Annotated in this window: 17 protein-coding genes and 1 pseudogene; 6 read left to right on the top strand and 12 right to left on the bottom strand. The window is 64.5% G+C overall.

All coding sequences use genetic code 11. From position 1 onward, the window contains the following. Positions 1-2: 2 nt before the first annotated feature. The 3 genes from HY019_RS15220 to HY019_RS15210 all read right to left on the bottom strand — a co-directional run bounded on the left by HY019_RS15220 (position 3) and on the right by HY019_RS15210 (position 2,890). Positions 3-1,577, bottom strand: coding sequence for a thymidine phosphorylase family protein (locus HY019_RS15220; RefSeq protein ID WP_290693715.1), 1,575 nt, complete (start codon positions 1,575-1,577; stop codon positions 3-5). A gap of 49 nt (positions 1,578-1,626) precedes the next feature. After that, a complete protein-coding gene (locus HY019_RS15215; protein WP_290693713.1) occupies positions 1,627-1,941 on the bottom strand; it encodes a DUF2322 family protein in 315 nt (104 codons plus the stop codon). Between the two features lie 61 nt (positions 1,942-2,002). Beyond that, positions 2,003-2,890: a UDP-2,3-diacylglucosamine diphosphatase gene (locus HY019_RS15210; RefSeq protein WP_290693678.1), complete on the bottom strand. Its 888-nt coding sequence runs from the start codon at positions 2,888-2,890 to the stop codon at positions 2,003-2,005. A 144-nt stretch (positions 2,891-3,034) separates the two neighbouring features. Between HY019_RS15210 and HY019_RS15205 the strand changes: the two genes are divergently transcribed. Beyond that, the gene (locus tag HY019_RS15205; RefSeq protein ID WP_290693676.1) at positions 3,035-3,433 is read left to right on the top strand and encodes a translational machinery protein; all 399 of its coding nucleotides are present in this window, start codon (positions 3,035-3,037) and stop codon (positions 3,431-3,433) included. A gap of 35 nt (positions 3,434-3,468) precedes the next feature. Here HY019_RS15205 and HY019_RS15200 read toward each other — a convergent pair whose 3' ends face one another. Next, positions 3,469-5,436 (bottom strand): U32 family peptidase, encoded by a 1,968-nt coding sequence (locus HY019_RS15200; protein ID WP_290693673.1) that lies wholly within the window; start codon positions 5,434-5,436, stop codon positions 3,469-3,471. Between the two features lie 70 nt (positions 5,437-5,506). On the opposite strand from HY019_RS15200, the gene HY019_RS15195 reads away from it, so the two are divergent. After that, on the top strand, positions 5,507-6,355 hold the full coding sequence (locus HY019_RS15195; RefSeq protein ID WP_290694237.1) for a heparan-alpha-glucosaminide N-acetyltransferase: 849 nt from the start codon (positions 5,507-5,509) through the stop codon (positions 6,353-6,355). A gap of 67 nt (positions 6,356-6,422) precedes the next feature. After that, positions 6,423-7,094, top strand: a complete 672-nt coding sequence (gene rpiA / locus HY019_RS15190; RefSeq protein ID WP_290693671.1) for a ribose-5-phosphate isomerase RpiA — start codon at positions 6,423-6,425, stop codon at positions 7,092-7,094. 26 nt (positions 7,095-7,120) lie between these two features. Here the strand turns inward: rpiA and HY019_RS15185 are convergent, their stop codons facing one another. The 6 genes and pseudogenes from HY019_RS15185 to HY019_RS15160 all read right to left on the bottom strand — a co-directional run bounded on the left by HY019_RS15185 (position 7,121) and on the right by HY019_RS15160 (position 15,358). Then, complete coding sequence (locus HY019_RS15185; protein ID WP_290693668.1) at positions 7,121-8,422, bottom strand: TIGR03862 family flavoprotein; 1,302 nt, start codon at positions 8,420-8,422, stop codon at positions 7,121-7,123. A 2-nt stretch (positions 8,423-8,424) separates the two neighbouring features. Next, positions 8,425-9,042 carry a glutaredoxin family protein gene (locus HY019_RS15180; RefSeq protein WP_290693666.1) on the bottom strand — a complete coding sequence of 206 codons (618 nt, stop codon included), beginning with the start codon at positions 9,040-9,042 and terminating at the stop codon, positions 8,425-8,427. 19 nt (positions 9,043-9,061) lie between these two features. Further along, positions 9,062-11,111, bottom strand: a pseudogene (locus HY019_RS15175) (M3 family metallopeptidase). Between the two features lie 59 nt (positions 11,112-11,170). After that, positions 11,171-12,034, bottom strand: coding sequence for a bifunctional methylenetetrahydrofolate dehydrogenase/methenyltetrahydrofolate cyclohydrolase FolD (folD, locus tag HY019_RS15170; protein WP_290693661.1), 864 nt, complete (start codon positions 12,032-12,034; stop codon positions 11,171-11,173). A gap of 142 nt (positions 12,035-12,176) precedes the next feature. Continuing rightward, positions 12,177-12,815, bottom strand: a complete 639-nt coding sequence (locus tag HY019_RS15165; protein WP_290693658.1) for a response regulator transcription factor — start codon at positions 12,813-12,815, stop codon at positions 12,177-12,179. After that, positions 12,812-15,358, bottom strand: a complete 2,547-nt coding sequence (locus tag HY019_RS15160; RefSeq protein ID WP_290694235.1) for a PAS domain S-box protein — start codon at positions 15,356-15,358, stop codon at positions 12,812-12,814. The genes HY019_RS15165 and HY019_RS15160 overlap by 4 nt, the downstream gene beginning before the upstream one ends. 234 nt (positions 15,359-15,592) lie before the next feature. On the opposite strand from HY019_RS15160, the gene aceE reads away from it, so the two are divergent. From aceE to lpdA, 3 genes are read left to right on the top strand one after another with little or no spacing between them, the layout of a single operon-like run. After that, entirely contained in the window at positions 15,593-18,310 is a 2,718-nt protein-coding gene (aceE, locus tag HY019_RS15155; RefSeq protein ID WP_290693655.1) for a pyruvate dehydrogenase (acetyl-transferring), homodimeric type, read from the top strand. A 20-nt stretch (positions 18,311-18,330) separates the two neighbouring features. Next, the gene (gene aceF / locus HY019_RS15150) at positions 18,331-19,704 is read left to right on the top strand and encodes a dihydrolipoyllysine-residue acetyltransferase (protein ID WP_290693652.1); all 1,374 of its coding nucleotides are present in this window, start codon (positions 18,331-18,333) and stop codon (positions 19,702-19,704) included. Positions 19,705-19,720: 16 nt separating this feature from the next. Further along, positions 19,721-21,640, top strand: a complete 1,920-nt coding sequence (gene lpdA, locus HY019_RS15145; protein ID WP_290693649.1) for a dihydrolipoyl dehydrogenase — start codon at positions 19,721-19,723, stop codon at positions 21,638-21,640. Here lpdA and HY019_RS15140 read toward each other — a convergent pair whose 3' ends face one another. Together HY019_RS15140 and HY019_RS15135 are read right to left on the bottom strand one after the other, a co-directional pair. Continuing rightward, entirely contained in the window at positions 21,641-23,167 is a 1,527-nt protein-coding gene (locus HY019_RS15140) for a right-handed parallel beta-helix repeat-containing protein (protein WP_290693644.1), read from the bottom strand. It abuts the gene before it with no gap. Between the two features lie 124 nt (positions 23,168-23,291). Continuing rightward, on the bottom strand, positions 23,292-26,516 hold the full coding sequence (locus tag HY019_RS15135) for an error-prone DNA polymerase (protein WP_290693641.1): 3,225 nt from the start codon (positions 26,514-26,516) through the stop codon (positions 23,292-23,294). Positions 26,517-26,526: the final 10 nt, after the last annotated feature.

The raw sequence follows: 26,526 nt of genomic DNA, 5'->3' as shown, positions 1-26,526 counted from the left end.
GTTCAGAACTCCACGTACAGCGGGGGCATGTCTTCTGCGCGGCCCAGGGTGAAGCCCGTGCTGCGCTCACTGGCCTGGCGGGCAAACGCCAGATCAGCCGGGAAGGCCGCGTACACGCGGTAGAGCGGCTCACCGGCCTTGACGGCCTCGCCCATCTTGTGCAGCAAGTCCACGCCGGAGCCTTGCACCTTGGGGGCGCCAGCCAGGCGCGCGATGCGGGCCAGCTGCAGGTTGTCGATGCTGGTGACCACGGCATCACGGTCGGCCAGCACATCGAAGCTCAAGGAGGCCAGCTCGGGGTGATCGGGGTCGAAAGGCTTGGCCCCTTGTGCCTCGATGATGGCCATCATCTTCTTCAAGGCGCGGCCCGAATCGAGGATGTCGCGGGCAATGGCAAAGCCGTCACCACCGCGCACATCGGGGTCGAACTCCAGCATGCGGCCGGCCAGACGCAAGGACTTCTGACGCAGGTCGGCTGGTGCGCGCGGGTCATTGCGCAGCACGCGCATCACGTCGCGGGCCTCCAGCACAGGGCCGATGCCGTTGCCCACCGGTTGCCGGCCATCGGTGATGACCACATCCAGCGTCAGGCCCAGGCGGTTGGCCACGAACTCGAACAGCTTGCGCAGGCGCTGCGCCTCGGGCATGGCACGCACCTTGGCGGTCGGCCCCACAGGGATGTCCAGCAGCAGGTGGGTCGAGCCCGCCGCGATTTTCTTGGACAGGATGGACGCCACCATCTGCCCCGGTGAGTCAATGGACAAGGGGCGCTCCACGGCGATCAGCACGTCATCGGCGGGCGACAGGTCGCTCGTGCCGCCCCAGGCCAGGCAGGCGCGGTGCTCGCGCACGATGTCCCACAACTTGTCGAACGGTGGCTCGACATTGGCCAGCACCTCCATGGTGTCCGCCGTGCCTGCTGGCGAGGTGATGGCACGCGAGGAGGTCTTGGGGCACAGCATGCCGTGGGCGGCCACGATGGGCACCACCAGCATGGAGGTGCGGTTGCCGGGGATGCCGCCAATGCAGTGCTTGTCCACCACCGGGTGCTCGCGCCAGTCCAGCTTGCGGCCGACCGAGGCCATCGCGTCCGTCAGGTAGTAGACCTCTTCGCGGTCCAGCTCGCCCTGGTTGGACGCGACCACGAAAGCCGTCAGCTCGATCTTGGAGTAGCGGTGCTCTGCGATGTCCCGCACGATGGCGCGGAAGTCATCGCCACTGAGGCGCTCGCCCGCGATCTTGCGGTGCAGGGCGGGGATGGAGGAGGGAGGCTCAGCCTGGTTGATGAAAGCCGGGTGGCCGTTTTCGACGCCCAGTTGCGTGAAGGCGTCCTCCGAGACACCCAGTTCGTCCACCCCCACGATGCAGGTGTCGTCCACCACATTGAGGCTGGCCAGAATGCGCCTGCCATTGGCGCGGATCTCCAGCTTGGACAGGGCCTGAAAGCCCTCGGCGCGGTAGATGGCGCAGTCGCGATGCAGGTAGGCGACGTTTTCGCGGTAGGTGTCGATGGCGACCCGCTTGAGCTTGAGCTGCGGCGCGACGGCGTCCGACGGTGAGGCGTTTTCTGTGGCCATGGAGCGTACGGTTGTTTGTCTCAATCGTACTCCCGCCACCGGCGAAAGATCAGGCCGGGATCAGCTTGACCGTGAAACCCTCACCGGTCTCCAGGACCTTGAGCAGGCGGTCGATATTGGGGTGCTTGCCGGGGTTGGCGCGTGAGTCGACCGTGTGCTCGGCGTAGATCTCCAGGCCTTCCTGCGCGGCGAGGCCGTTGATGCCACCGTGCTTGGCGGCCAGGGCCGCGTACACGGCGAGCGAACCGGCCTGGCCGGGCTTGTTCTCGATGGTGGCGGCCACCTGGCCGGCGGCGTCCATCAGTTGCAGGGCGGCCAGATGGGCCACGGGCGGGAGTTGTTTGAGGTTGTCGGCGAAGGCCATGAGAGCTCCTTGGGGCAGGGGCGCTATTTTGCCGCAGGCCAAGCCACTGGCGGGCGCAAACTCAGGCTGGCTGCGTCAAGGGCAAGGATCGGTTCCGCTGCGCCATGACCTCAGCCCAATCCAGGATTGCCAGCTGGCCATCGGGGTGCTCGACCAAGGCCGTGAGGCTTTCTACCCAGTCACCGTCATTGCAGTACAGGATGCCGTCGATGTCCCGCATCTCGGCGTGGTGGATGTGGCCGCACACCAGCCCCTCCACACCGCGCTTGCGCGCTTCACGAGCCAATGCCTGCTCGAAGTCACCCACATAGCTCACGGCCCGTTTGACCTTGAGCTTGAGGTATTTGGACAGCGACCAGTAGGGCAACCCCACGCGGGCTCGCCATGAATTGAGGTGGCGATTGAGCTTGAGAGTGAACTCGTACAGCGAGTCGCCCAGCAAGGCCAGCCAGCGGGCGCACTGGATCACGCCGTCGTACAGGTCGCCGTGCGTGACCCACAGTTTGCGGCCGTCTGCCGTGGTGTGGATCCATTCTTCGGCCACTTCGACACCGCCGAAGGAATGCTCCAGGAACTTGCGCGCGAACTCGTCGTGGTTACCGGGGATGAAGATCACCCGCGTGCCTTTGCGGGCCTTGCGCAAGAGCTTTTGAACGACGTCGTTGTGCGCTTGAGGCCAGTACCAGTTGCGGCGCAACTGCCAGCCGTCGATGATGTCGCCCACGAGATAGAGCGTGTCGCACTCGACGTGTTTGAGGAAGTCCAGCAAGGCGTGGGCCTGGCAACCGGGCGTGCCCAGGTGCACATCCGAAATCCACACGGCCCGCACCTGGTGGCTGGGCGCCTTCTCCTCATCCTGAGAGGGCGCCGCGCCCCGCCCCAGGCCGGCCAGTTGGCCAGCAGGCGATGTCAAGGCTCTCAGCAAGGGGGCGTTGATCCAGGGCCGCATGTGCCCATGGTGGGCAAGGCGTGTGACAACCTCGCGACGACACGGTGACGATTTGATTCACCACAAGCCTGCGCAGGCCCTGCCTTGGATTCCAGGTGCAATCGGAGTACGCTGACAGCCTCAATTGCCAATGGAGGAACCGACATGTCCCACTACCACGCTGTTGTCTGGGTGGACCACGCCCAAGCCCGCGTCATGCACGTCAGCCCGGACGATGTCGAGAAGGCCGTCGTCAAGCCTGATCACCCCCACAAGCACCTGCACCACAAGCGGGGCACGATCGAAAACGGGGATGTCGGCACCGGGCGTTCGCCGGAAGACCAGCACTATTACCACGCGATCATTGAGGCCCTGGCCGGTGCGCAGGAGATCCTGATCGTGGGCCCCGGGCAAGCCAAACTGGCGCTGCTCAAGCATGCCCACGCACACGACCCCAAGGTGGCCGAGAAGATCGTGGGCATCGAAACCGTGGACCACCCGACCGACGGCCAATTGGTGGCCTACACCCGCAAGTACTTTGTGGCCAAGGACCGGATGCTCTGAGGCTGGATGCGCCGAGGCGTCGGGGCCGATGCCCGTCAGGCGCTCGGCCTGGCCTTGTAGAACTGAATCGGCGCCGCCGGTACCTGGTTGAGCACCGACTTCTTGATCTTGCCCACCACATGCATCTCGCAGGGTTTGCAGTCAAAGCGCAGCGTGAGCTTTTCCTTGCCATTGACCAGCTGCAGTGGCTCGGCCTTGACCTGGCCTTGCACGCCCGTCACGCCCTTGGCCTGCTTGGGGCACAGGCTCAGCGAGAAGCGCACGCAGTGCTTGGTGATCATCAGGCTGACTTCACCGTGTTCCTCGTGGCTCTCGTACGCAGCCTCGATCACCTTGACGCCGTGCTTGGCGTAAAAGTCCCGCGCCTTGTGGTTGAACACATTGGCCAGGTAGCTGAGCGTGTCTTCGGGATAAGGCACGGGGGGATCCACGGCCGGCGTGCGTTGCGGGCGGATGTAAGCCTGTGCACGCGCGGCTTCGAGCGCAGCGATGGCATCCCGGCGCAGTGCATTGACGGCTGAGGCCGGCACGAACCAGGGCTGCGCCGTGGCCAAAGTCACGTCATGGGCCGAGAAAATGGTGGTGCCCAGTTTGCCCAGGTTGTCGCGCAGGCTGGCTTGCGCCTTGTCTGCATCTTGCGGCGCCTGTTTGTCGCAGGCCACGCTGGCCTCACCCACGTTGCCGTTTTCATCGGTCACGGTCAGGTGCAGGCCATCGGGTGTGTCGCTCAGGCTCATCCACACGCCAATGCGGCGCTCGGCAGACTTTTTGGCCAGTGCGTTTTCCCAGGAGCGGTCGCCATTGCGGTTCACGGCCACGCCGGGCTTGAGGTCCTTGAGCGCAGCCATGTCCTCATTCGGGTACACACGCCACAGCCGCTGCGACTTGCCCACCGGCTCGGCCACATTGATCTTCATGCCGATGATGTCGCGCGTCAGCGTCTGGTAGTTGATGCCATCGCCATTGCTCATGCCCACGGCCTGCTGCTCGGCATTCAGCGCGATATCGAACCACTTGTCGCCTACCTTGGCCACCTCGCCCAGCGGCAGGCCCAAGAACTTGGGCGACTCGAAGGCGCCGATGTCTTCCTTGCGCCCATTGACGAAGTAGTCCGTGCTGCCACGGTTGAAGTTGCGATCGGGATCAGGCTGGAAATAGAAGGTGCACTCGCCCGAGGCGGCCGGCTGCAACTCGGAGCGGGCCTCCAGGATCTCGTCGAGCAGCATGCGGTAATGGGCCGTGATGTTCTTGACATAGCCCATGTCCTTGTAGCGGCCCTCGATCTTGAAGGAGCTCACACCCGCGTCGATCAGGGCATTGAGGTTGGCGCTCTGGTCGTTGTCCTTCATCGACAGCACGTGCTGCTCGAAGGCCACGACCTGGCCGGCGCCGTCCATCACGTTGTAGGGCAGGCGGCAGGCTTGCGAGCAGTCACCGCGGTTGGCACTGCGGCCCGTGTGCGCATGGCTGATGAAGCACTGACCGCTGTAGGCCACGCACAGCGCGCCGTGGATGAAGAACTCGATGGCGCAATGCGTGTTGGCCGAGATGTCCTGGATCTGCTTGAGCGTGAGCTCGCGCGCCAGCACGATCTGGCTGAAGCCGGCGTCCTGCAGGAACCTGGCTTTTTCAACCGTGCGGATGTCGGTCTGGGTGCTGGCGTGCAACTGGATGGGCGGCAGGTCCAGCTCCAGGAGGCCCATGTCCTGCACGATGAGGGCATCCACACCAGCGTCATACAGCTGCCAGATCAGCTTGCGTGCGGGCTCCAGCTCGTCGTCGCGCAAGATGGTGTTGAGCGTGGTGAAAATCTTGCTGTTGTAGCGGTGTGCGTGCTGCACCAGCCGGGCGATGTCGGACACCTCGTTGCTGGCGTTGCTGCGCGCACCGAACGAGGGGCCGCCGATGTAGACCGCGTCCGCCCCATGGTTGACGGCCTCGATACCGATCTCGACGGTACGGGCAGGGGCAAGCAGTTCAATTTCGTGGCGGGCGAGGGACATGGGGCGACGGTCGAAAGCGCAAACCGCCGATACTATCGCCATGCGCTCCGGAAAAGGCAAAACCCCACGGATAACACCCCAAGTAGACGCCCAAAATGACCGGGGTGGCCGCCAGGGTGAGGCCCCAGGCAAGGGGCTTCGCCCGCGCTATGACCGCCTCGACGCCTTGCGCGGCTTCGCGCTGATCTGGATGGCGCTTTTCCACTTCAGCTTCGACCTCAGCAATTTCCGCCTGCTGGACGCCAACTTCTACACCGATGCGCTGTGGACCAACCAGCGCACCTGCATCCTGTCTCTTTTCCTGCTGTGCGCCGGGGCTGGCCAGGCCGTGGCCACCAACCAGGGCCAGAGCTGGGCGCGGTTCTGGCGCCGCTGGGCCCAGATCGTGGCTTGCGCCGCCCTGGTCAGCCTGGGCAGCAGGTTCATGTTCCCCAACAGCTTCATCTACTTTGGCGTGCTGCACGGCATGGCGGTGATGCTGATCATCGCGCGGCTCATGGCGCCGCTGGGTAGCTGGCTGTGGCCATTGGGCCTGCTTGCCGTGGCCCTGCCTCAACTGGTATCCCACCCCTTCTTTGACAGCCGCCTGACCAACTGGGTGGGTCTGGTCACGCACAAGCCCATCACCGAAGACTACGTGCCCTTGCTGCCCTGGATCGGCGTGATGTGGTGGGGCTTGGCCGGCACGCAATGGCTGCTGCGCCATCGTGCACATTGGCTGGCCTGGGCCGGCGCCCCGGTGGCAGGGAAGGCCGCTGTTTCAGGCGACAATGCCGGCCTGGCGCGCGTGCCCCTGGCGATCAGGCAAAGCCTGTCCACGCTGGGCTGCTGGAGCCTGACTTTTTACATGGTGCATCAGCCCGTGCTGATCGGCGGGCTGCAGGCGTGGATGATGCTGACCGGCCGCGCCACACCATGACGCCGCCTGAACTCATCCCTTTGCCGCCCCTTTGACCCGATCTTCGACCTGATTGAAACCGACCGCCATGACCCAAGACGAACTCAAGACCCTGGTGGGCCGCGCCGCCCTCGACTATGTGCAAGCTGGCAGCATCGTCGGTGTGGGCACCGGCTCAACGGTCGACAAGTTCATTGATGCCCTGGGCGAGGCCTTGAAAGCCGATCCGGCCCGCGTGGCCGGCGCCGTGTCCAGCTCCGTTCGCAGCACGGAGCGCCTGCAAGCGCTGGGCATCAAGGTGCTGCCCTCTGAATCGGTGACGGCACTGGGCGTGTACATCGACGGCGCCGACGAGATCGACCACCAGGGCAACATGATCAAGGGCGGCGGTGCGGCCCTGACCCGTGAAAAGATCGTGGCCGATCTGGCCGAGAAGTTCGTCTGCATCGCCGACGAATCCAAGCTGGTGGACGTGCTGGGCAAGTTCCCGCTGCCCGTCGAGGTGATCCCCATGGCCGCAGCCCAGGTGATCCGTGCGTTTGCCAAACTGGGCGGCACGGGCAAGGTGCGCGAAGGCGTGACCACCGACAACGGCAATGTCATCGTCGACGTGACCGGCCTGCGCATCACCCAGCCTGCGGCATTCGAGTCGGACATCAACCAGTGGCCCGGTGTGGTCACCGTGGGTGTGTTCGCCCGCAACAAGGCATCGGTCTGCCTGCTGGGCACCTCGCAAGGTGTCAAGACGCTGAGCTTCTGAATCAGCGCCAGCCAGGCTGGCCGTGCTCAGGTGGCGACTGAGTTGGCCAGATAAGCCCGCACGCCCAGCGCCGCGGCCTTGCCCGAAGCCATGCTGGCAGTCAGCAGATAGCCGCCGGTGGGCGCTTCCCAGTCCAGCATTTCACCGCAGCAGAACAAGCCAGGCCGGGCCTTGAGCATGCCCTTGGCATCCAGCGATTCAAAGGTGACGCCACCCGCCGTGCTGATGGCCTCGTCCACAGGGCGAGGGCGCGCCAGCGTGATCGGCAAGGCCTTGAGCTTGCCCGCCAGCGCCTGGGCATCGTTCAATTCGGCAGGCGTCAGGCACTCATGCAGCAAGGCCATCTTGATGCCCTGGATGCCAAGCCGGCTCTTGAGGTGGGTGGACAGGCTGCGCGGGCCACGTGGCCTGGCGGTTTCGGCCTGCACCTGCGCCAGGGTGTGCGAGGGCAGGAGATCCAGGTAAACGATGGCCTGGCCGCTGCGGTCGATCTCGTCGCGGATGCGGGCCGAGAATGCGTAGATCAGGCTGCCCTCCAAGCCCGTGTCGGTCAACACGAACTCGCCTTGCTGGCGGATGAGTTGGCCGTCTTCGCCTGGCAACGCCAGGGCCACCGGCTTGATGGGTTGCCCGGCAAAACGCTGGCGCAGGTGATCGCTCCAGCCGGCCCTATCCGGGCCTGTGGGCAGCACGTCAAAACCGCAGTTGGCTGGGCGAAGCGGGGCCACCGACGCGCCGGCGTCAAGGAGCCAGGGCACCCAGGCCCCATCAGAGCCCAATCGGGCCCAGCTGGCACCGCCGAGCGCCAACACGGTGGCGTGGGCCTGGTGGCACACCTCGCCATGGGGCGCACTGAAGCGCAATTGGCCTGCATCGGTCCAGCCCAGCCAGCGGTGACGCATGTGAAAGCGCACGCCTGCCTGACGCAAACGGTGCAACCACGCGCGCAGCAGCGGGGCGGCCTTCATGTCGGTCGGAAAGACGCGGCCCGATGTGCCCACAAAGGTCTCGATTCCCAGGCCTTGCGCCCAGGCGCGCAAATCGTCAGGGGTGAACTGTTCGATCAGCGGCGCCAGCTCAGCCTGTCGGCTGCCGAAGCGGGTCATGAAGGTGGCCAGGGGCTCGGAGTGCGTGAGGTTCAGCCCACCACGCCCGGCCAGCAGGAACTTGCGTCCCACGGAGGGCATGGCGTCAAACAGGTCGACGCTCACACCTTGCTGAGACAGCACCTCGGCGGCCATCAGGCCAGCCGGCCCACCACCCACGATGGCCACGCAGGGCTTGGTTGACGCGCACGCGGGCGTCTTGTTTTGCAGGGAATCAGTCAAAGTCAGAAGCGGATACCGGCGGGCGAAGAACCTGCGGGTGGTGCGGAAGAGTCGGCCGGAGCCGGGGTGGCATTGCGGCCGGGTGCAGGCGCCGAGGGCTTGCTCTCAGCTGGCGGGGCCAGTGGGGCAGGCTCGGGCCAGCGGTAGTTCAGTGGCAGCGCCGATTTGGCGGGATAGCCTGCGGCATCGAGGTAGCTCGTCCAGTCACCCTGGCTGTAGCCCAGCAACTGCTTCTGGCCGATGCGAACCGAAGGCAGTTGATCCGTGGCCTCCTGCTTGGTATAGGCCTTGACATCGTCTGCGGTGCTGATGGTCTTCTCGACAAAAGGCACACCACGCTCTTTCAGCAATTGGCGGCCTGCGTCGCATGACGGGCACTTGGGGCCCGTGAACAGGCTGACTGGATAGCGACCCACTACCCGCTGCAACTCGTAAGGCAAGCCTTCCGTGGACGCCGTGGCGCCGTTGGCGCGAATGGCTTGTGCCGGGCGGTCGCTGGGCGGGCGATCGGTGTAGGTGATGCGGCCATCAGGACCCACCACCTTGTACAGCGCCCATGCGGACGAGCCAGACAGCAAGGCCAGAACAGCCAACAACGACGACAGTACAGCGCGATGCATATTCTTCAAATCCTGTTGATCAGCTCATGCCCTGGTGGCGCAACAAGGCGTCGATCCGAGGCTCGCGGCCACGGAAGGCCTTGAAGTTCTCCATGGCCGTCCGGCTGCCACCAGCCTCCAGGATGGCCTCGGTAACGGCGGCCAACCTCGGGGTTGAGCACACCGGTCGCAGGCGTGGCAGCCTCTTCAAAAGCGGCATAAGCATCGGCGGAGAGTACCTCAGCCCACTTGTAGCTGTAGTACCCCGCAGCGTATCCACCTGAAAAGATGTGTGAGAAGCTGTGCTGGAAACGGTTGAATGCCGGCGGGATGTTGACCGCCACTTCCTGGCGCACTTCGTCAATGACCGACTGCACATTGGCTTCGCGGCCCGGCTCGGCGTGCAGGCGCATGTCGAACAGCGAGAACTCGATCTGGCGCAGGGTCTGCATGCCGCTCTGGAAGTTCTTGGCGGCGGTCATCTTGTCGAACAGGGCGCGCGGCAGATGGGCGCCGGTGTCCACATGGCTGGTGAGCTTCTGAACCACGTCCCATTCCCAGCAGAAGTTCTCCATGAACTGGCTGGGCAACTCAACCGCATCCCACTCGACACCGCTGATGCCGGACACGCCCAGGTCCTCGACCTTGGTCAGCATGTGGTGCAGACCGTGGCCAAACTCGTGGAAGAGGGTGGTGACATCGTCGTGCGTCAGCAGGGCAGGCTTGTCACCCACGCCCTTGGCAAAGTTGCACACCAGGTGGGCCACCGGGGTCTGGGTGGCACCGTTGTCGGGGCGCTTCCAGCGACCACGGACGTCGTCCATCCAGGCGCCTGGGCGCTTGCCGGTGCGGGCGTAGGGGTCGAGGTAGAACTGCCCAACCAGCTGGCCGACGCGCTCGATGCGGAAGAAACGCACCGACTCGTGCCACACGGGTGCCGTGTCAGGCTGGATCTTCACATCGAACAGCGATTCGATCAGCCCGAACAGGCCCTTGAGCACGGTGGGCTCGGTGAAGTATTGCTTGACCTCCTGGTCGCTGAAGGCGTAGCGGGCTTCCTTGAGTTTTTCGCTCACATAGGCCACATCCCAAGCTTGCAGGTCGTCGAGGCCGCATTCGGTTTTGGCGAACTCGCGCAGCTCGGCCATGTCCTTCTCGGCGAAGGGGCGGGCGCGCTTGGCCAGGTCACGCAGGAAGTCCATGACCTGCTGCGGGCTGTTGGCCATCTTGGGCACCAGCGAGACCTCGGCAAAGGTCTTGTAGCCCAGCAGTTGCGCCTCTTCCTGGCGCAGGGCCACGATCTCGGTCATCAGGGGTGTGTTGTCGCGCTCGGACGGGCCGAACTCGCTGGCGCGTGTGCTGTAGGCACGGTACATGGTTTCACGCAGCTGGCGATTGTTCGCGTACTGCATGATGGGCAGGTAGACCGGCATGTGCAGGGTCAGCTTGTGACCCTCTTTGGACTCGCCTTCGGCCATCGCCTTGGTGGCCTGGATGATGTCTTCGGGTACGCCGGCCAGCTCGTCTTCGCGCACATAGTGGGCGTAGGCGTCGGTGGCGTCCATCACGTGCTCGGAGAAGGCTTGCGAGCGTGCCGCCTGCAACTCCTGGATCTCGGCAAAGCGCACCTTGGCCTGGCCTTGCAGTTCAGCACCACCCAGCACAAAGGCGCGCAAGGCGTTGTCGAGCGCGCGCTGGCGGGCGGGGCTCAAACGCAACTCGGGGTCAATCGTCTTTTGCGCGGCGTTGAGGGCCTTGTACTTGGCATACAGGCGCTCGTCGGCGCCCAGGCGCGTGTAGAACTCGGTGATGCGCGGCAGGTTGTCGTTGAAGGCGGCGCGCAACTCGGCCGTGTCAGCCACGGCGTTGAGGTGGCCCACGGCGCCCCAGGCACGGCCCAGGCGCTCGGTGCTTACGTCCAGCAGCAGGGACAAGGCATCGTAGTCAGCCGGGACATCGGGGCCCACCACCTTGGCCAGCGCGGCTTCGGCGTCCGCCAACAGGGTGTCCAGTGCAGGGGTGACATGCTCGGGCTTGATCTGGTCAAACTGGGGCAGGCCGGTGGTGTCTAGCAATGGGTTGGTGCTCATGGTGTCCTGTTGGCAATGACGGTGCGTGTGAACCTCAGATACTCAGCTCAGAGTGGGCCTCAACCGCGGGCGGCCGCAACGCGCTCGGCTGCTTCCATGGTGTTGACCAGCAACATGGTAATCGTCATCGGGCCCACACCGCCGGGTACAGGGGTAATCCAGCCGGCCACTTCCTTGACGCCAGCGAAATCCACGTCACCGCAGAGCTTGCCTTCGTCGTCGCGGTTCATGCCCACGTCGATCACCACGGCGCCAGGCTTGACCATGTCCGCCGTCAGCACATTGCGCTTGCCCACGGCGGCCACGATCACGTCGGCCTGGCGAGTATGGAAGGCCAGATCGGCCGTGCCGCTGTGGCAGACGGTGACGGTGGCATTGGCCTGCAACAGCATCATGGCCATGGGCTTGCCGACGATATTGGAGCGGCCGATCACCACGGCATGCTTGCCCTTGAGGTTGGCCATGCCGATGGATTCGAGCATCTTCATGCAACCGTAGGGCGTGCAGGCCTTGAAGCCAGGTTCGCCCACCATCAGGGCACCGGCGCTGGCCACGTGGAAGCCGTCCACATCCTTGACGGGGGAGATGGACTCGATGACCTTGTGGTCGTCGATGTGCTTGGGCAGGGGCAGTTGCACCAGGATGCCGTGGATGGCGGGGTCGTTGTTGAGCGCGTCGACGCGCGCCAGCAAGTCAGCCTCGCTCATGTCGGCAGGGTACTTTTCCAGCACGGAGTTCAGGCCGGCGTCTTCACAGGCCTTGACCTTGTTGCGCACATAGACCTGGCTGGCAGGGTTGTCGCCTACCAGGATCACGGCCAGACCGGGCTTGATGCCTTGGGCGGTCAGCTTGGCGGCGCGGGTGGCAACTTCGCCGCGCAGTTGTTTGGACAGGGCGTTGCCGTCGATGAGTTGGGCTGTCATGGGCTGCTCCGGGGGGAAAGCGTTGGTAGCGAGTGAATACGGAAAATTCAATAGAAAAAGGCCGCCACGGTGGGGTGAGGCGGCCTTAATAAGGTCCGGTGGATGCACCTGAGTGAGCGGCCAGGCCGCCCACAAGGGGACATCACTTGGTCTGAGCAGCACCGGGCGCGTTGGCACCCAGGGCGATCTTGAGCAGGTCGGCCACGGTGTTGGCGTTGAGCTTTTCCATCACGTTGGCGCGGTGAGCTTCCACCGTCTTGATGCTGATGCCCAGGTCGTCGGCAATCTGCTTGTTCAGGCGGCCGGCGACGATGCGCTCCAGCACCTGGGCCTCACGCGTGGTCAGGCGCGACAGCAGGGCCTCGCGGCTGGCGGCTTCCTGGGACTGCGAGAAGGCGGCGCGGGCCTGGTCCAGCATGCGCTCGACCAGTGCCACCAGGGCGTCTTCCTTGAAGGGCTTCTCGATGAAGTCCATCGCGCCCTTTTTCATGGTGTTCACGGCCATGGGCACGTCGCCGTGGCCGGTGATGAACACGATGGGCAGGGGCGACTTGCGCTCCAGCAGCTTGTCCTGCAACTCCAGACCGCTCATGCCATCCATGCGGATGTCGGCGATCAGGCAAGCGACTTCACGGGGGTCGAAACGGGCCAGGAACGATTCAGCGGAATCGAAGCAACGGACGCGGTAGTCCTTGCCTTCCAGCAGCCACTGCAACGAGTCGCGAACGGCCTCGTCGTCATCAACCACATACACAGTGCCTTTTTTTGGGATCAAGCTCATGGGTTATCGGCAAGTAAGTCGTTGGAAGGGGGGGTGACGGTATCTGCGAAATCCGTGGCACTCCCACTGTCGATCGGCAGGGTGAACGTGAAACGACACCCTACCACCATGTCCTCATTGTAGATGTTCTCGGCCTTGATGCGACCATGATGTGACTCAATGATGGATCTGCACAGACTAAGGCCTATCCCCAGGCCCTCCGCCTTGGTGGAATGGAAGGCCTCGAAAAGCCGGGCCAGGATCTCTTCCTTCATGCCCGGGCCGCCGTCGCTGACCGAGAACTCGACGACCGGGCCTTGTTCTTCGGTTTTGCGCTGCTGCACGCGCAGGTCGATGATGCGGCGCGACTGTGGCATCTGTGCCGAATCGATGGCCTCGGCGGCGTTTTTCAGCAGGTTGAGCAGCACCTGCTCGATCAGGATCGGGTCCGCCATGATGACGGGCAGGCGGTTGGCGACCGTGGTGTTGAGCGTCACGCGGCGGCGTTTCATCTCGAACACGGCCAGCTCCAGCACGGCGTCGGTGATGTCGCGCACCTTGGCAGGCTGGCGCTGCGGCTCGCTGCGCTTCACGAACTGGCGGATGCGGTGGATGATCTGGCCGGCCCGTTGCGCCTGGCGGGAGGTTTTCTCCAGGGCGCCGACCAGTTGCTCGGTGTCGATGCTGCCGGACTGCACCCGGCTGATCATGCCGCTGCAGTAGTTGGAGATGGCCGCCAGAGGCTGGTTGAGCTCGTGCGCCACGGTCGAGGCCATTTCGCCCATGGTGATCAGGCGGCTGGTGAACTGGGACTTTTCGGCCTGGCGGGCGGCGGCCTCTTCAGCCTGTTTGCGCGCGGTGATGTCGGTGGCAATGAGCATCTGGGCCAGATGGCCGTCCGTCCATTGCACATACCGGGCGCGCACGTCGAACCACTTCTGGACGCCGTCCATGAAGACTTCACGGGTGTCGCTGCCTGCATTGGTCAAGGCCTGGGTAGGCAGGCCGCCGAAGTGGTCCACGGATTCATCGCCATCCAGCACCTCGTCGGGCATGATCTCGCCGCCGGTCAGCTGGGCATGGGCATCCGGGTTGGCGCCGAACCACAGGCGGTAGGAGCGGTTGGCAAACAGCAATTCGCCACGCTGCACGGACACCACGGACACGGCCGCGTCCAGGCCCTCCAGCACGGTGGTGAAGCGCTCGTGGGCGGCGGTGAGCTGGTCACGCACGCGCTTGGCTTCGGTGATGTTGGTCACCGAGGTCATCCAGCCGGTCTGGTCGCCCTGGGCGTCGATCAGCGGCGACACGTACATTCGGGCGTCGAACTGGCTGCCGTCGCGCCGCTGCATCACCACCTCGATGCCGCCCATCGGGCTGCGGCCGAGCAGTTCTTGCTGGAACATGCGGTTGAATTCGTCGAGCCTGTCCTTGGGCCAGTAAGGGTAGGGTGGCACGCAACCGATCAGCTCTTCTTCCGAAAAACCGGTCATGGCGCAAAAGGCCGGGTTCACGTAGGTGATGCGGCCTTCCAGATCGATGGTGCGCATGCCGGTGAGCATGGAGTTCTCCATGGCCCGGCGGAAGTTGGTTTCCTGCACCAGCGTTTTCTGGATCTGGGAGCGCCGGCGCATGTGGCGCAAGGTGCCCATCAGCGTCCAGACCGTCAGGGCCGACAGCGCCACCACCATCCAGAACAGGGTGTTGCCGATCAGGTTGGACGAGGTTCTGAAGCCCATGCCGCGCAACATCAGCCCGTTGCCCACCGGCGTGACGATGACGTCATACATGAAGGTGGGCTTGGCCGAGGTGCCGCTGTCGCCACCCACCGTGCTGGTCAGCATGTCGCCGTCAGCCTGGATCAGCCCCATGGCGTGGCGGGCGGCCACCTCACGCGGCACCAGGTAGCGCATCAGCGACTCAAGCGAATACTCGGTCACCACGGTGCCGATGAAGCCGCTTCGATCGATCAGGGGAATGTGGACCTGGATGACCTTGCCGCCCATCTGGTTGGCGTAGGGCTTGGAGTAGATGGGCTGGTTGCGCTCTCGGGCCAGACGAAAGGCGCTTTGCTGCTCCTTGCTGACATGCAACGGATCATATTGCTCGGGGCGCGTACCCAGGGGATCCAGGTCCATGGCCTGGCCGGGGTCCAGCGGCAGGCTCAAGGTGGTGCGCGCGGCCTTGACGCTTTCGTCGGCCTGCACCCAAGAGACGCTGATCACTTCCGGGCGCGCCCGGACGAAGTCGCCCGCCTGGCGCATGAACTGCTCTGGCGTGACGGCCTTGATGCTGATTTCGCGGCCCAGACGCAGCAATTGCTCCTGGTTTTCAATCAGGCGCAGGCGAACCTGTTGCTGAACCACCTCGGTGTCGCGTTTAACTGACTCCTGCTCGCGCTCCAGTTCTTCATTACGCAAATACCAGAACGCGGCAATGATCGCCGCCAGAAACAGCAGCACGGAAACCAGCGGCCCCAGGGTGGCATACCGGTCCTGCTGGGAGGGAGACTGCTTGCGCCACCAGCGCCAGAACAAGCGGTTGGTCTGGCCGGGGTTTGCCATGGGCAAGGTCGCCGGAGAGTTGGTGGATGCAGAAAATGCCATGTCGGAATTATCGGTGTGGGCTTCCACAATTTGAGAGAGGCCCGCAAATCGTATATTTTGTGCACCGCGCCAGGCGTTGCTTTGATCGCACGTTTGGCAGTGTGTCCAGGTTTGCGGCGTTTATCCACGTTCGCAGGCTCTTGGCTTATGTCCATACTGTGAAATAAGCCTCATCAACAGGAGACTGAACCCATGTCTGCAATTGATCCAATTCCGTCCGCATCCATGGACATGGATCCCCAAGAGACCCGCGAGTGGCTGGACGCCCTGAGCGGTGTGATCGAAACCGAAGGCCGGGCCCGTGCCCACGACCTGCTGGAGACACTGCTGGACCATGCCCGCCAGGCGGGCATCGACATGCCGTTTTCGGCCACCACGGCGTATGTGAACACCATTGCCGTGGAAGACGAAGCCCACTGCCCGGGCAACCTGGAGATGGAAGAGCGCCTGCGCGCCTACATGCGCTGGAACGCCATGGCCATGGTGGTGCGTGCCAACCGCCACAACCCCGCTGATGGCGGTGACCTGGGCGGCCACATCTCCTCGTTTGCCTCGCTGGCGACCATGCTGGGTTGCGGCTTCAATCACTTCTGGCATGCCGACACCCCCGATCACGGCGGCGATTTGCTGTACGTGCAGGGCCACTCCGCACCAGGCATCTACGCACGCGCCTTCATGGAAGGCCGCATCACCGAAGAGCAACTGGTCAACTTCCGCCAGGAAGTGGGCGGCAAGGGCCTGTCGAGCTACCCGCACCCCAAGCTCATGCCCGAGTTCTGGCAGTTCCCCACCGTGTCAATGGGCCTGGGGCCCATCATGGCGATCTACCAGGCGCGCTTTCTCAAGTACCTGCATGCCCGCGGTATCGCAGACACGTCCAAGCGCAAGGTCTGGGTGTTCTGCGGTGACGGCGAGATGGACGAGCCCGAATCGCTGGGCGCCATCGGCCTGGCCGCGCGCGAAAAGCTTGACAACCTGATCTTCGTGGTCAATTGCAACCTGCAGCGCCTGGACGGCCCGGTGCGTGGCAACGGCAAGATCGTGCAGGAGCTCGAAGGCGAGTTCCGCGGCTCGGGCTGGAACGTCATCAAGCTGCTGTGGGGCTCGTACTGGGACCCGCTGCTGGCGCGCGACAAGGACGGCACGCTGCGCCGCATCATGATGGAGATGGTCGACGGCGACTACCAGGCCTGCAAGGCCAATGACGGTGCCTTTGTGCGCCAGCATTTCTTCGGTCGCGACCCCAAGACGCTGGAGATGGTGGCGCGCCTGTCGGATGACGACATCTGGCGCCTCAACCGCGGCGGTCATGATCCGCAAAAGGTCTACGCGGCCTACCACTCGGCGGTCAACCACACGGGCCAGCCTACCGTGCTGCTGATCAAGACCGTCAAGGGTTTTGGCATGGGCAAGAGCGGTGAAGGCAAGAACACCGCGCACCAGACCAAGAAGCTCACGGACGAGGACATCAAGGTCTTCCGCGACCGCTTCAACATCCCTGTGACCGACGAGGACCTGCCCAAGCTGCCCTTCATCCGGCCGGCAGAAAACACCCCCGAGATGCAGTACCTGCGCGGGCGCCGCCAGGCCCTGGGCGGCTACCTGCCCAAGCGCCGGCCCAAGGCGGAAGAGACCCTGGTCGTGCCGGATCTCGGCGCCTTCCAGAGCATCCTGGAGCCGACCGCAGAAGGCCGCGAGATCTCGACCACGCAGGCCTTTGTGCGCTGCCTGACACCCTTGCTGCGCGATCCGGGCCTGGGCCCGCGCGTGGTGCCCATCCTCGTGGACGAGGCCCGCACCTTCGGCATGGAGGGCCTGTTCCGCCAGATCGGCATCTACGCCCCGGAAGGCCAGAAGTACACCCCGGTCGACCGCGACCAGGTCATGTACTACCGCGAAGACAAGGCCGGCCAGATCCTGCAGGAAGGCATCAACGAAGCGGGCGGCATGAGCTCGTGGATTGCGGCGGCCACGTCGTACTCGACGAACAACCGCGTGATGATCCCGTTCTACGTGTACTACTCGATGTTCGGCTTGCAGCGCGTGGGCGACCTGGCCTGGGCGGCCGGCGACATGCAGGCGCGCGGCTTCCTGCTGGGCGGCACCTCGGGGCGCACGACGCTCAATGGCGAGGGCTTGCAGCACGAAGACGGCCACAGCCAGCTGGTGGCAGGCACCATTCCCAACTGCATGAGCTACGACCCCAGCTTCGCGCACGAAGTGGCCGTGATCATCCAGGATGGCCTCAAACGCATGGTCGAGAAGCAGGAGAACGTCTTCTACTACCTGACGCTGCTCAATGAGAACTACGCCCAGCCGGGCCTGAAGGCCGGTACCGAGGCCGAGATCATCAAGGGCATGTACCTGCTGCAGGAAGCGGATGCCAAGCACAAGCTCAGCGTCAACCTGCTGGGTGCGGGCTCCATCCTGCGTGAGTCCATGGCAGCCAAGGACCTGCTGGAGGCCGAATGGGGTGTGGGTGCCAACGTCTGGAGTTGCCCGAGCTTCAACCTGCTGGCCCGCGAAGGGCTGGATGCCGAGCGCCACAACCTGCTGCACCCCACGCAAACACCCCGCGTGCCTTTCGTGACGGCGCAATTGAACCGTACCGCCGGCCCCGTGGTGGCATCGACCGACTACGTGAAGGCCTTGCCTGAGCAGATCCGTGCCTTCATCCCGAAGTACAAGGATGGGAAAAGCCGTTCGTACAAGGTGCTGGGCACCGACGGTTTCGGGCGCAGTGACTTCCGTTACCGCCTGCGCGAGCACTTCGAGATCAACCGCCACTACATCGTGGTGGCCGCACTCAAGGGGCTGGCCGATGACGGGCAGGTGCCGCTGGCCAAGGTGGCCGAGGCCATTGCCAAGTACGGCATCGACATCAACAAGATCAACCCGCTGTACGCGTGAGGCAGGAAGGTAGACATCTCATGGCTGTGATTGAACTGACCGTGCCCGACATCGGCGATGTGAGCGATGCCGCGGTGATCGAGTTGCTCGTCAAACCGGGCGACACCATCAAACCTGAACAAAGCCTGATCACGATCGAATCGGACAAGGCTTCCATGGAAGTACCCAGCGCTGTGGGTGGGGTGCTCAAGGAGTTGCGCGTCAAGCTGGGCGACAAGGTGAGCCAGGGCTCGCTGGTGGGCCTGCTGGAGACGGTGGATGGGGCAGGGGCGGCGGCGCCAGTTGCTGCACCCGCTGCAACAAACCCATCTGCGCCGGCTTCAGCAACTCCTGCTGCTGCGGCTGCGGTGGCTGCTGCACCTGTTGCCGCGGCGTCCCCTGCTGTGGCGCCCGCCGCCGAGCGCACGCCCCCCACGGCGGCCCTGGCCACGCTGGAAGTGCCTGCGCTGGGCGCGGTGTCTCACGCCTCGCCCTCGGTGCGCCGCTTTGCGCGTGAACTGGGTGTGGCCTTGAGCAAAGTGCCTGGCACCGGGCCCAAGGGCCGCATCACCCACGTCGATGTGCAGAACTTCGTCAAGGGGGTGATGGTCCGCGCGGATCAGCCGCAGGCTGGTGCCACGGGTGGTGGCGCAGGCTCGGCCGGTTCGTCCGATTTGGGCGGCATGACCTTGCTGCCCTGGCCCACGGTGGACTTCACCAAGTTCGGCGCCATCGAGCGCCAGCCGCTGTCGCGCATCAAGAAGATATCGGGGGCCAACCTGCACCGCAACTGGGTGCGCATCCCCCACGTCACCAACAACGACGAGGCTGACATCACCGAGCTCGAAGCCCTGCGCCTCAAGCTCAACGACGAGCACGCCAAGGCCGGCACCAAGTTCACCTTGCTGGCCTTCCTGCTCAAGGCCTGCGCTGTGGCGCTCAGGAAGTTCCCGCAGTTCAATGCCTCGCTCGATGGCGATGACCTGGTGCTCAAGCAGTATGTGCACATCGGCTTTGCGGCCGATACGCCCAACGGCCTGGTGGTACCCGTGATCCGCGATGTCGATCAAAAGAGCCTGAGCCAGCTCGCGCTGGAGACGGCTGCACTGGCGGCCAAGGCGCGCGAGGGCAAGCTCTCGCCTGCCGAGATGCAGGGTGGTTGTTTCTCCATCTCCTCCCTGGGTGGCTTTGGGGGCACGACCTTCACGCCCATCATCAACGCGCCTGAAGTGGCCATCCTCGGTGTGTGCCGCTCGGCGATGAAGCCGGTGTGGAACGGCAAGGAGTTTGTGCCGCGCCTGATCCTGCCTTTGAGCCTGAGCTACGACCATCGCGTCATCGATGGCGCGTCGGCAGCGAAGTTCAACACCTACCTGGCCAGCCTGCTGGCCGACTTCCGCCGCGCGCTGGTGTGAGCAAGGGAACAAGCACATGGCATTGATCAACATTCCCGTCCCCGATATCGGGGACATCGCCGACGCGGCCGTCATCGAGATCCTGGTCAAGCCAGGGCAGACGATTGCAGCAGAGCAAAGCATCATCACGCTGGAGTCGGACAAGGCTTCTATGGAGGTCCCCTCACCCCAGGCCGGGGTGGTGGGCGAGATCAAGGTGAAGCTGGGTGACCGCGTGGGCCAGGGGCAGATTGTCCTGACACTGGATGTGGCAGAGGCTGGTGCGGCTAAGGCGGCATCCACACCGAGCATCACGGCTTCTGCAACGGCCGGCGCCACCGCCGCGGCAACGGCAGCACCTGCGGCCAATGCTGTAGTGGCTGGTGCCCAAGCAGGGGCGGCCTCTTCGGGCGCAGCGGCTGCGGCTTTGTCAACCGCCTCATCATCTGCGGCAGCCCCTGCCGTTAACGCCCCATCTGACACCGACTGCGACGTGCTCGTGCTCGGCGGTGGCCCGGGCGGTTACAGCGCCGCCTTCCGCGCGGCCGACCTGGGCCTCAAGGTCATCCTGGTCGAGCGTTATGCCGAGCTGGGTGGCGTGTGCCTGAACGTGGGCTGCATCCCCTCCAAGGCCTTGCTGCACGTGGCCGCCGTGATGGACGAGGTCAGGCACTTCGACGCACTGGGTGTGAGCTTTGCCGCGCCCACGCTGGATCTGGACAAGCTGCGCGCACACAAGAGTGGCGTGACACGCAAGCTCACCACCGGGCTGGCCGGCATGGCCAAGGCCCGCAAGGTCGAGATCGTGCGTGGCTATGGCTCACTCGTGGATGCCCACCACATCCAGGTGGAGCTCACCAGCGGCAGCAGCCAGGACAAGACAGGCGAGGCTCGCACCATCAGCTTCAAGCGCGCGATCATCGCGGCGGGCTCGCAGGCTGTGCGCCTGCCTTTCCTGCCTGATGACCCACGTGTGGTTGATTCAACCGGCGCCCTGAACCTGCCATCCCTCCCCAGGAAGATGCTGGTCATCGGTGGCGGCATCATCGGCCTGGAAATGGGCACGGTCTACTCCACGCTGGGCGCACAAGGCGGCACCAAGATCGATGTGGTCGAGATGAGCGACACGCTCATGCCCGGCGCGGACCGCGATCTCGTCAACGTCTGGCAGAAGTTCAATGCCGGGCGCTTTGACCGCGTCATGCTGGGCACCAAGACGGTGGCAGCCGAGGCCACCCCGCAAGGCATCCGCGTGAGCTTCGAGTCGGCCAAGCCCGGTATGGATGCGCCGGCACCCGAAACCTATGACCTGGTCTTGCAGTCGGTGGGCCGCAGCCCCAATGGCCGCAAGATCGGTGCCGACAAAGCGGGGCTGGCGGTCAACGAGCACGGCTTCATCCCGGTGGACGCGCAAATGCGCAGCAACGTGCCCAGCCTGTTTGCCATCGGCGACATCGTCGGGCAGCCCATGCTGGCGCACAAGGCCGTGCATGAAGGTCATGTGGCCGCGGAAGTGATCGCCGGTGAATTGCTGGGTGACCATGAACTCGCCAGTGCGGCGTTTGACCCGCTGGTGATCCCCAGCGTGGCCTATACCGACCCCGAGATCGCCTGGGTGGGACTCACGGAAGAGCAGGCCAAGACGCAAGGCACGGCGCTCAAGAAGGGGCTCTTCCCCTGGGGGGCTTCCGGGCGCGCGCTGGCCAATGGCCGCGCAGAGGGCTTCACCAAGCTGCTGTTTGATGCCGAGACCGGGCGCATCGTGGGCGGTGGCATCGTGGGCACGCATGCGGGCGATCTCATCAGTGAAGTGGCCCTGGCCATCGAGATGGGGGCCGACGAGGTCGACATCGGCAAGACCATCCACCCGCACCCGACCCTGGGTGAAAGCGTGGGCCTGGCCGCCGAGGCCGCGCATGGCAGTTGCACCGACCTGATGCCGGTGCGCAAGCGCTGATCAGGGCGCAGCCATGGCCCCCAGGGCCGCGCGCCCAGGTTTGCCCGAAGCAGGCCTGGGCGCAACGCCCACGCCGATCTTGTACTGATGCTGCACCGTCAGGTTCTGCGCCGTGGCGCCTGGCGGGGTGAAGCTTGGCCCCATGTCGAGTTGATCCCAGACCGGTGAGTCAACCAGCGGCACGCCCGCGGCATCCAGCTTGGGGTTGAGACCGGCCATCAACCTGGCACCGGTCAGTGCCACATCGGCCTGCACATTCGGCTTGCCAGGCACCCAGCCTTCGGGCACATAGTTGGTCCCCACAAGCTTCAAGCTGCCAGCCTGGCTGAGGAAGCGCCATTCGTTGTCAGATTGCTGGCAGAACACATTGGATGCGGCCTCCACCGAGGCCCCCACAGGTGCCAGGCCCTCGCGCCCGATCTGGAATGCCACCACGTAAGGAAACGCCTGCGGCTCGATGCGGCTGACCACGGTGTTGTGATAGAAAAAAAGCACCCCGTTTCGGCCGCGCTCGACCGCGTTGTCAAAGCCCCAATGCACCATGTTGACGGCCATGCCCGCTGGGGCCCGGCTGTCATTGATGATGATGTTGCCGTAGACCCAGGCGTACGGGTAGAGCGGGTCCATCCGGAGGATCTTGAACTGTTCTTCTTCGGTTTCGACCAGGTCCATGGCATGCCCGCTGGCCAGGATCTTGTTGTAGCGGATCACGGTACCGCTGCTGCGGTCCTTCAAGGATGATCCCCCGTAGGCCTGTCCGATGAAGTTGCCCTCGTAAAGGGCACGACGAGCCTGGATATACAGGTTGTGCTCGTAGTAGCGGCCTGGGTTGCCGTTGTAGTAGATCAGGTTGCGGCGAATGATGATGTTGGCGCTGTATTCGTCAGCTGCGTCGCCCTTGGTATCGGTGAAGATGCCCATGCTGTTGCCGGTGATCTCGCAGTTCTCCACCGTCAGGTTGTGGACGCGCAAGGCGTAGATGGCCGCAGAAAAGTCCCCATATTTTTGCGCCATGCCTTCAGCGTTGAGGAAGCTTTTGCCCGCCCTCACACCCGTGAGCTTGAGGTTCTGGATGACGATGTGGCTCGGCGTGAACGCTTCACCAGGGCCACTGGGTGGCCGATGAATCAGGATGAGGCCTGCCCCTTCCGGGCTGCGGTTGAAGTCCGCCATGCGGGCATCGCGTGCCGTGACGGCCTGCTCGCCAGAGATCACAGGGCGGGCGCAGGTGCCACTGGTCACGCCATTGATGACGACGGGGGCATCGGCTGTACCTTGCGCACGCAAACCGAACTTCGTTCGATAGGGCTCGGGGCGGTAATGGATGTTGACCACATCGCCGGCCTGCAAAGCCAGCCAGGGTACGTCCGTGAGCTCGGTCAGAGGCTGCCCGGGGCCCACGTCATAAGTGGTGTGGCGACCTGTCAGCCTCGCAGCGCAGTTGTCTGGTGGTGAGGGCTGCACAGCAGGTGGCCAAGGCTCCGACAAGGCGGCGCCATCGCCCAGCACCACCGCGCCGGCATTCAAGCCGACGAGGCTGACAACAAAGGCAAGGAGCCATACGTGGAGAAATTGGAAGGGGGCCATTGCTGATGCAGGTCCGAGCCGGCAATGTAGCAGTTGCACGCACGCTCGCAAGTACCGACAGCGCTCAATGGAAATCGCGGCTGGTCGTGGCCAGGCTGCCCAGCAAGGGCGTGAGGTCACGCAGATGCTGGGCAATCAGGTGGCGCACCTCGCCTTCGCGCTGCCACACGCCATAGATCGCCAGCAAACGGGCCTGCAGCAAGGCCTGGCGATAGCGGTCGCGCACATGCTTCCACACCACCACGTTGACCGTGCCGGTCTCGTCTTCCAGGGTCACGAAGATCACGCCCGAGGCCGTGGCGGGTTGCTGCCGCACGGTGACGATGCCGCAGGCGCGTGCCAGCCGCCCGTTAGGGAAGTCTCGCATCTCCTGCGCCGTCCAGAGCCTTTGCGCGGCCAGCTTGGGGCGCAGCAAGGCCAGGGGGTGGCGCCTGAGGGTCAGGCCCAGCGAGGCATAGTCAAACACGATCTCTTCGCCCTCGTGGGCCTGAGGCAAGGTCAGCCTGTCTTCTGCCACCGGGGCTTCGCGCAGCAACAGCGGGGCGCGGTGCAGGGCCGAAGCCTCCCAGACCTGCTGGCGGCGGTGCCCGGACAAGCTCATCAACGCATCACCTGAAGCCAGGGCCCGCATATCAGCCTGATCGAGGTCAGCGCGGCGGGCCAGGTCGTCCACATCGGTAAAGGACGCCTGCTCGCGTGCCTTCACGATGCGTTCGGCCGATTGGCGAGACAGCCCGGCCACCAGCCGCAAGCCCAGGCGCACAGCGGGCTGGTCTGCGCGGGCTTCAGTCCGGTTGGCACTGGATCGATGCGGCGCAGCAAGTGGCGCCTCCAGCGTGCAATCCCACAGGCTGTCCATCACGTCGGGTGGGCGCACCTCCACACCATGCCGGCGCGCATCCTGCACGAGCTGGCTGGGTGAATAAAAACCCAATGGTTGCGCGTTGAGCAAGCCGGCCAGAAAGGCGGCTGGCTCATGACACTTGACCCAGGCACTCGCGTAGACGAGCAGCGCAAAGCTGGCCGCATGGGACTCCGGGAAGCCATATTCGCCAAAGCCCTGGATCTGCTTGAAGATCTGGTCGGCAAAGCCCGGGTCATAGCCGTTGGCGGCCATGCCATTGATGACCTTGTCCTTGAATTTGTGCACGCCACCTTTGCGCCGCCAGGCGGCCATGGAGCGGCGCAACTCATCGGCCTCGCCCGGCGTGAAGCCGGCTGCCAGCACCACGATCTGCATCACCTGCTCCTGGAAGATAGGGATGCCCAGGGTACGTTGGAGCGCCGCCTCCAGACGGGGCGGGTAGGTGATGGCTGATGGGTCGCGCCGGTAGATCTCGCGGCGCTCCAGATAGGGGTGGACCATGCCGCCCTGGATCGGCCCCGGGCGCACCAGGGCCACCTCGACCACCAGGTCATAGAACTTGTCAGGGCGCAGACGCGGCAGCATGCTCATCTGCGCCCGGCTTTCGATCTGGAAGACGCCAATGGTGTCGGCCTCACAGATCATGTCGTAGGTGGCCTTGTCTTCCTTGGGGATGTCTTGCAGCTCGAACGCGTGGCCACGCTGCTGGCCGATGAAATCCAGGGCCTTGCGCAAGGCGGTGAGCATGCCCAGCGCCAGCACATCGACCTTGAGCAGGCCCAATGCGTCCAGGTCATCCTTGTCCCACTGGATGACGCTGCGATCGGGCATGCTGGCGTTCTCGATGGGCACCATGCGGCACAAGGCGCCTTTGGCGATCACGAAGCCGCCGGTGTGCTGGCTGAGGTGGCGCGGAAAACCCATCAAGGTGCGCGACAAGTCCTGCCATTGACGCAGCCGGATGTCTTGCGGGTCCAGCCCCAGCTCGACCAAGCGCTCTGTCTGGATGCCCTGGCCGTCCCACCACTGGTGGTTGTCACCGACCCGCTCGATCATCCTGGCGTCAAAGCCCAGTGCCTTGCCCACGTCGCGCAAGGCACTGCGCGTGCGGTAGCTGATGACGGTAGCGGTCAGGGCGGCACGGTCGCGGCCATAACGCTGGTACAGGTACTGGATGACCTCTTCGCGGCGCTCATGCTCGAAGTCCACATCGATATCGGGCGGCTCGTTGCGCTCTTTGGAGATGAAGCGCTCGAACAGCAGGGTGGCCTGATCCGGATCGACCTCGGTCACGCCCAGGCAGTAGCACACGGCTGAGTTGGCCGCGCTGCCTCGGCCCTGACACAGGATGTGCTTGGAGCGGGCAAAGCGCACGATGTCATACACCGTGAGGAAGTACTTTTCATAGTCCAGCTCGGCAATGAGCGCCAGCTCCTTGTCCACCTGCTGCCGAACACGAGCAGGCACGCCCTGCGGGTAGCGCCAGTTGCCCCCCGCATCAGTCAGGCGCCGCAGGTAGCTGCTTGGGGTCTCGCCAGCAGGCACCACTTCTTCAGGGTATTCATAGCACAACTCATCCAGGCTGAACGTGCAACACGCAGCCACATCCAGCGTGGCAGCCAGGGTGTCAGCCGGGTAGCGCTGCGCCAGTTGCAGGCGGCTGCGCAAATGGCGCTCGGCATGGCGCTCCAGCTCCAGCCCGCATTCAGGCAAGGGCTTGCCGATGCGGATGGCGGTGAGCACATCATGCAAGGGCTTGCGGGAGCGGGCATGCATGTGGACATCACCAGACGCCACCAATGGCACACGGCTGGCCTCGCTGACATGGCGCAAGGTGCGCAGCCACACCGCATCATCCAGCTGGTTGTGCAACTCGAGGGCCAGCCAGCAGCGACCGGCAAAGTGCTGTTTGAGCCACCGTGCCTGCGCCTCGATGGCTGCGGCAGAGCAGCAGCGGTTGGGCACCATGAGCACCACGCAATCCCCCAAGGCCTCCTGGCGGATCTGGGCGCGCGCCAGCCGGGCCTGGCCCTTGCCCTCGGTGGCACGGCGCAGGCGTGTGATGAACTCGCTCAGCAGGCCGTAACCCAGGCGGTGGCAGGCCAGCACAATCAGGCGAAAGGGGGTTTCGTCTTGTGCATCCTCGAACACCTGGAACTCGCTGCCGATCAGCAACTTGAAGTCTTCAGCGCCAGCTTGCTTTGCCTGACGTGCCTCACGCAAGGCCAGATGCGCCCGCACCACGCCGGCCAGGCTGCAATCATCCGTGATGGCCAGGCCGCCATAGCCCAGCGCCAGGGCGCGCTGCACCAGTTCCTCCCCATGCGAGGCGCCGCGCAAAAAAGAAAAGTTCGACACCGCATGCAGCTCGACGTAGTCAGGCAGGGCGAATGGCAAGGAGGGGAGCGGGGAAGGAGGCAGCATGCAGGGCTCC

Origin of the sequence: Aquabacterium sp., assembly GCF_016195855.1 — a bacterium.
Classification (GTDB): domain Bacteria; phylum Pseudomonadota; class Gammaproteobacteria; order Burkholderiales; family Burkholderiaceae_C; genus Aquabacterium.
The sequence above is the reverse complement of the archived record's forward strand: the minus strand, read 5'-3'. Positions and strand labels throughout refer to the sequence as shown.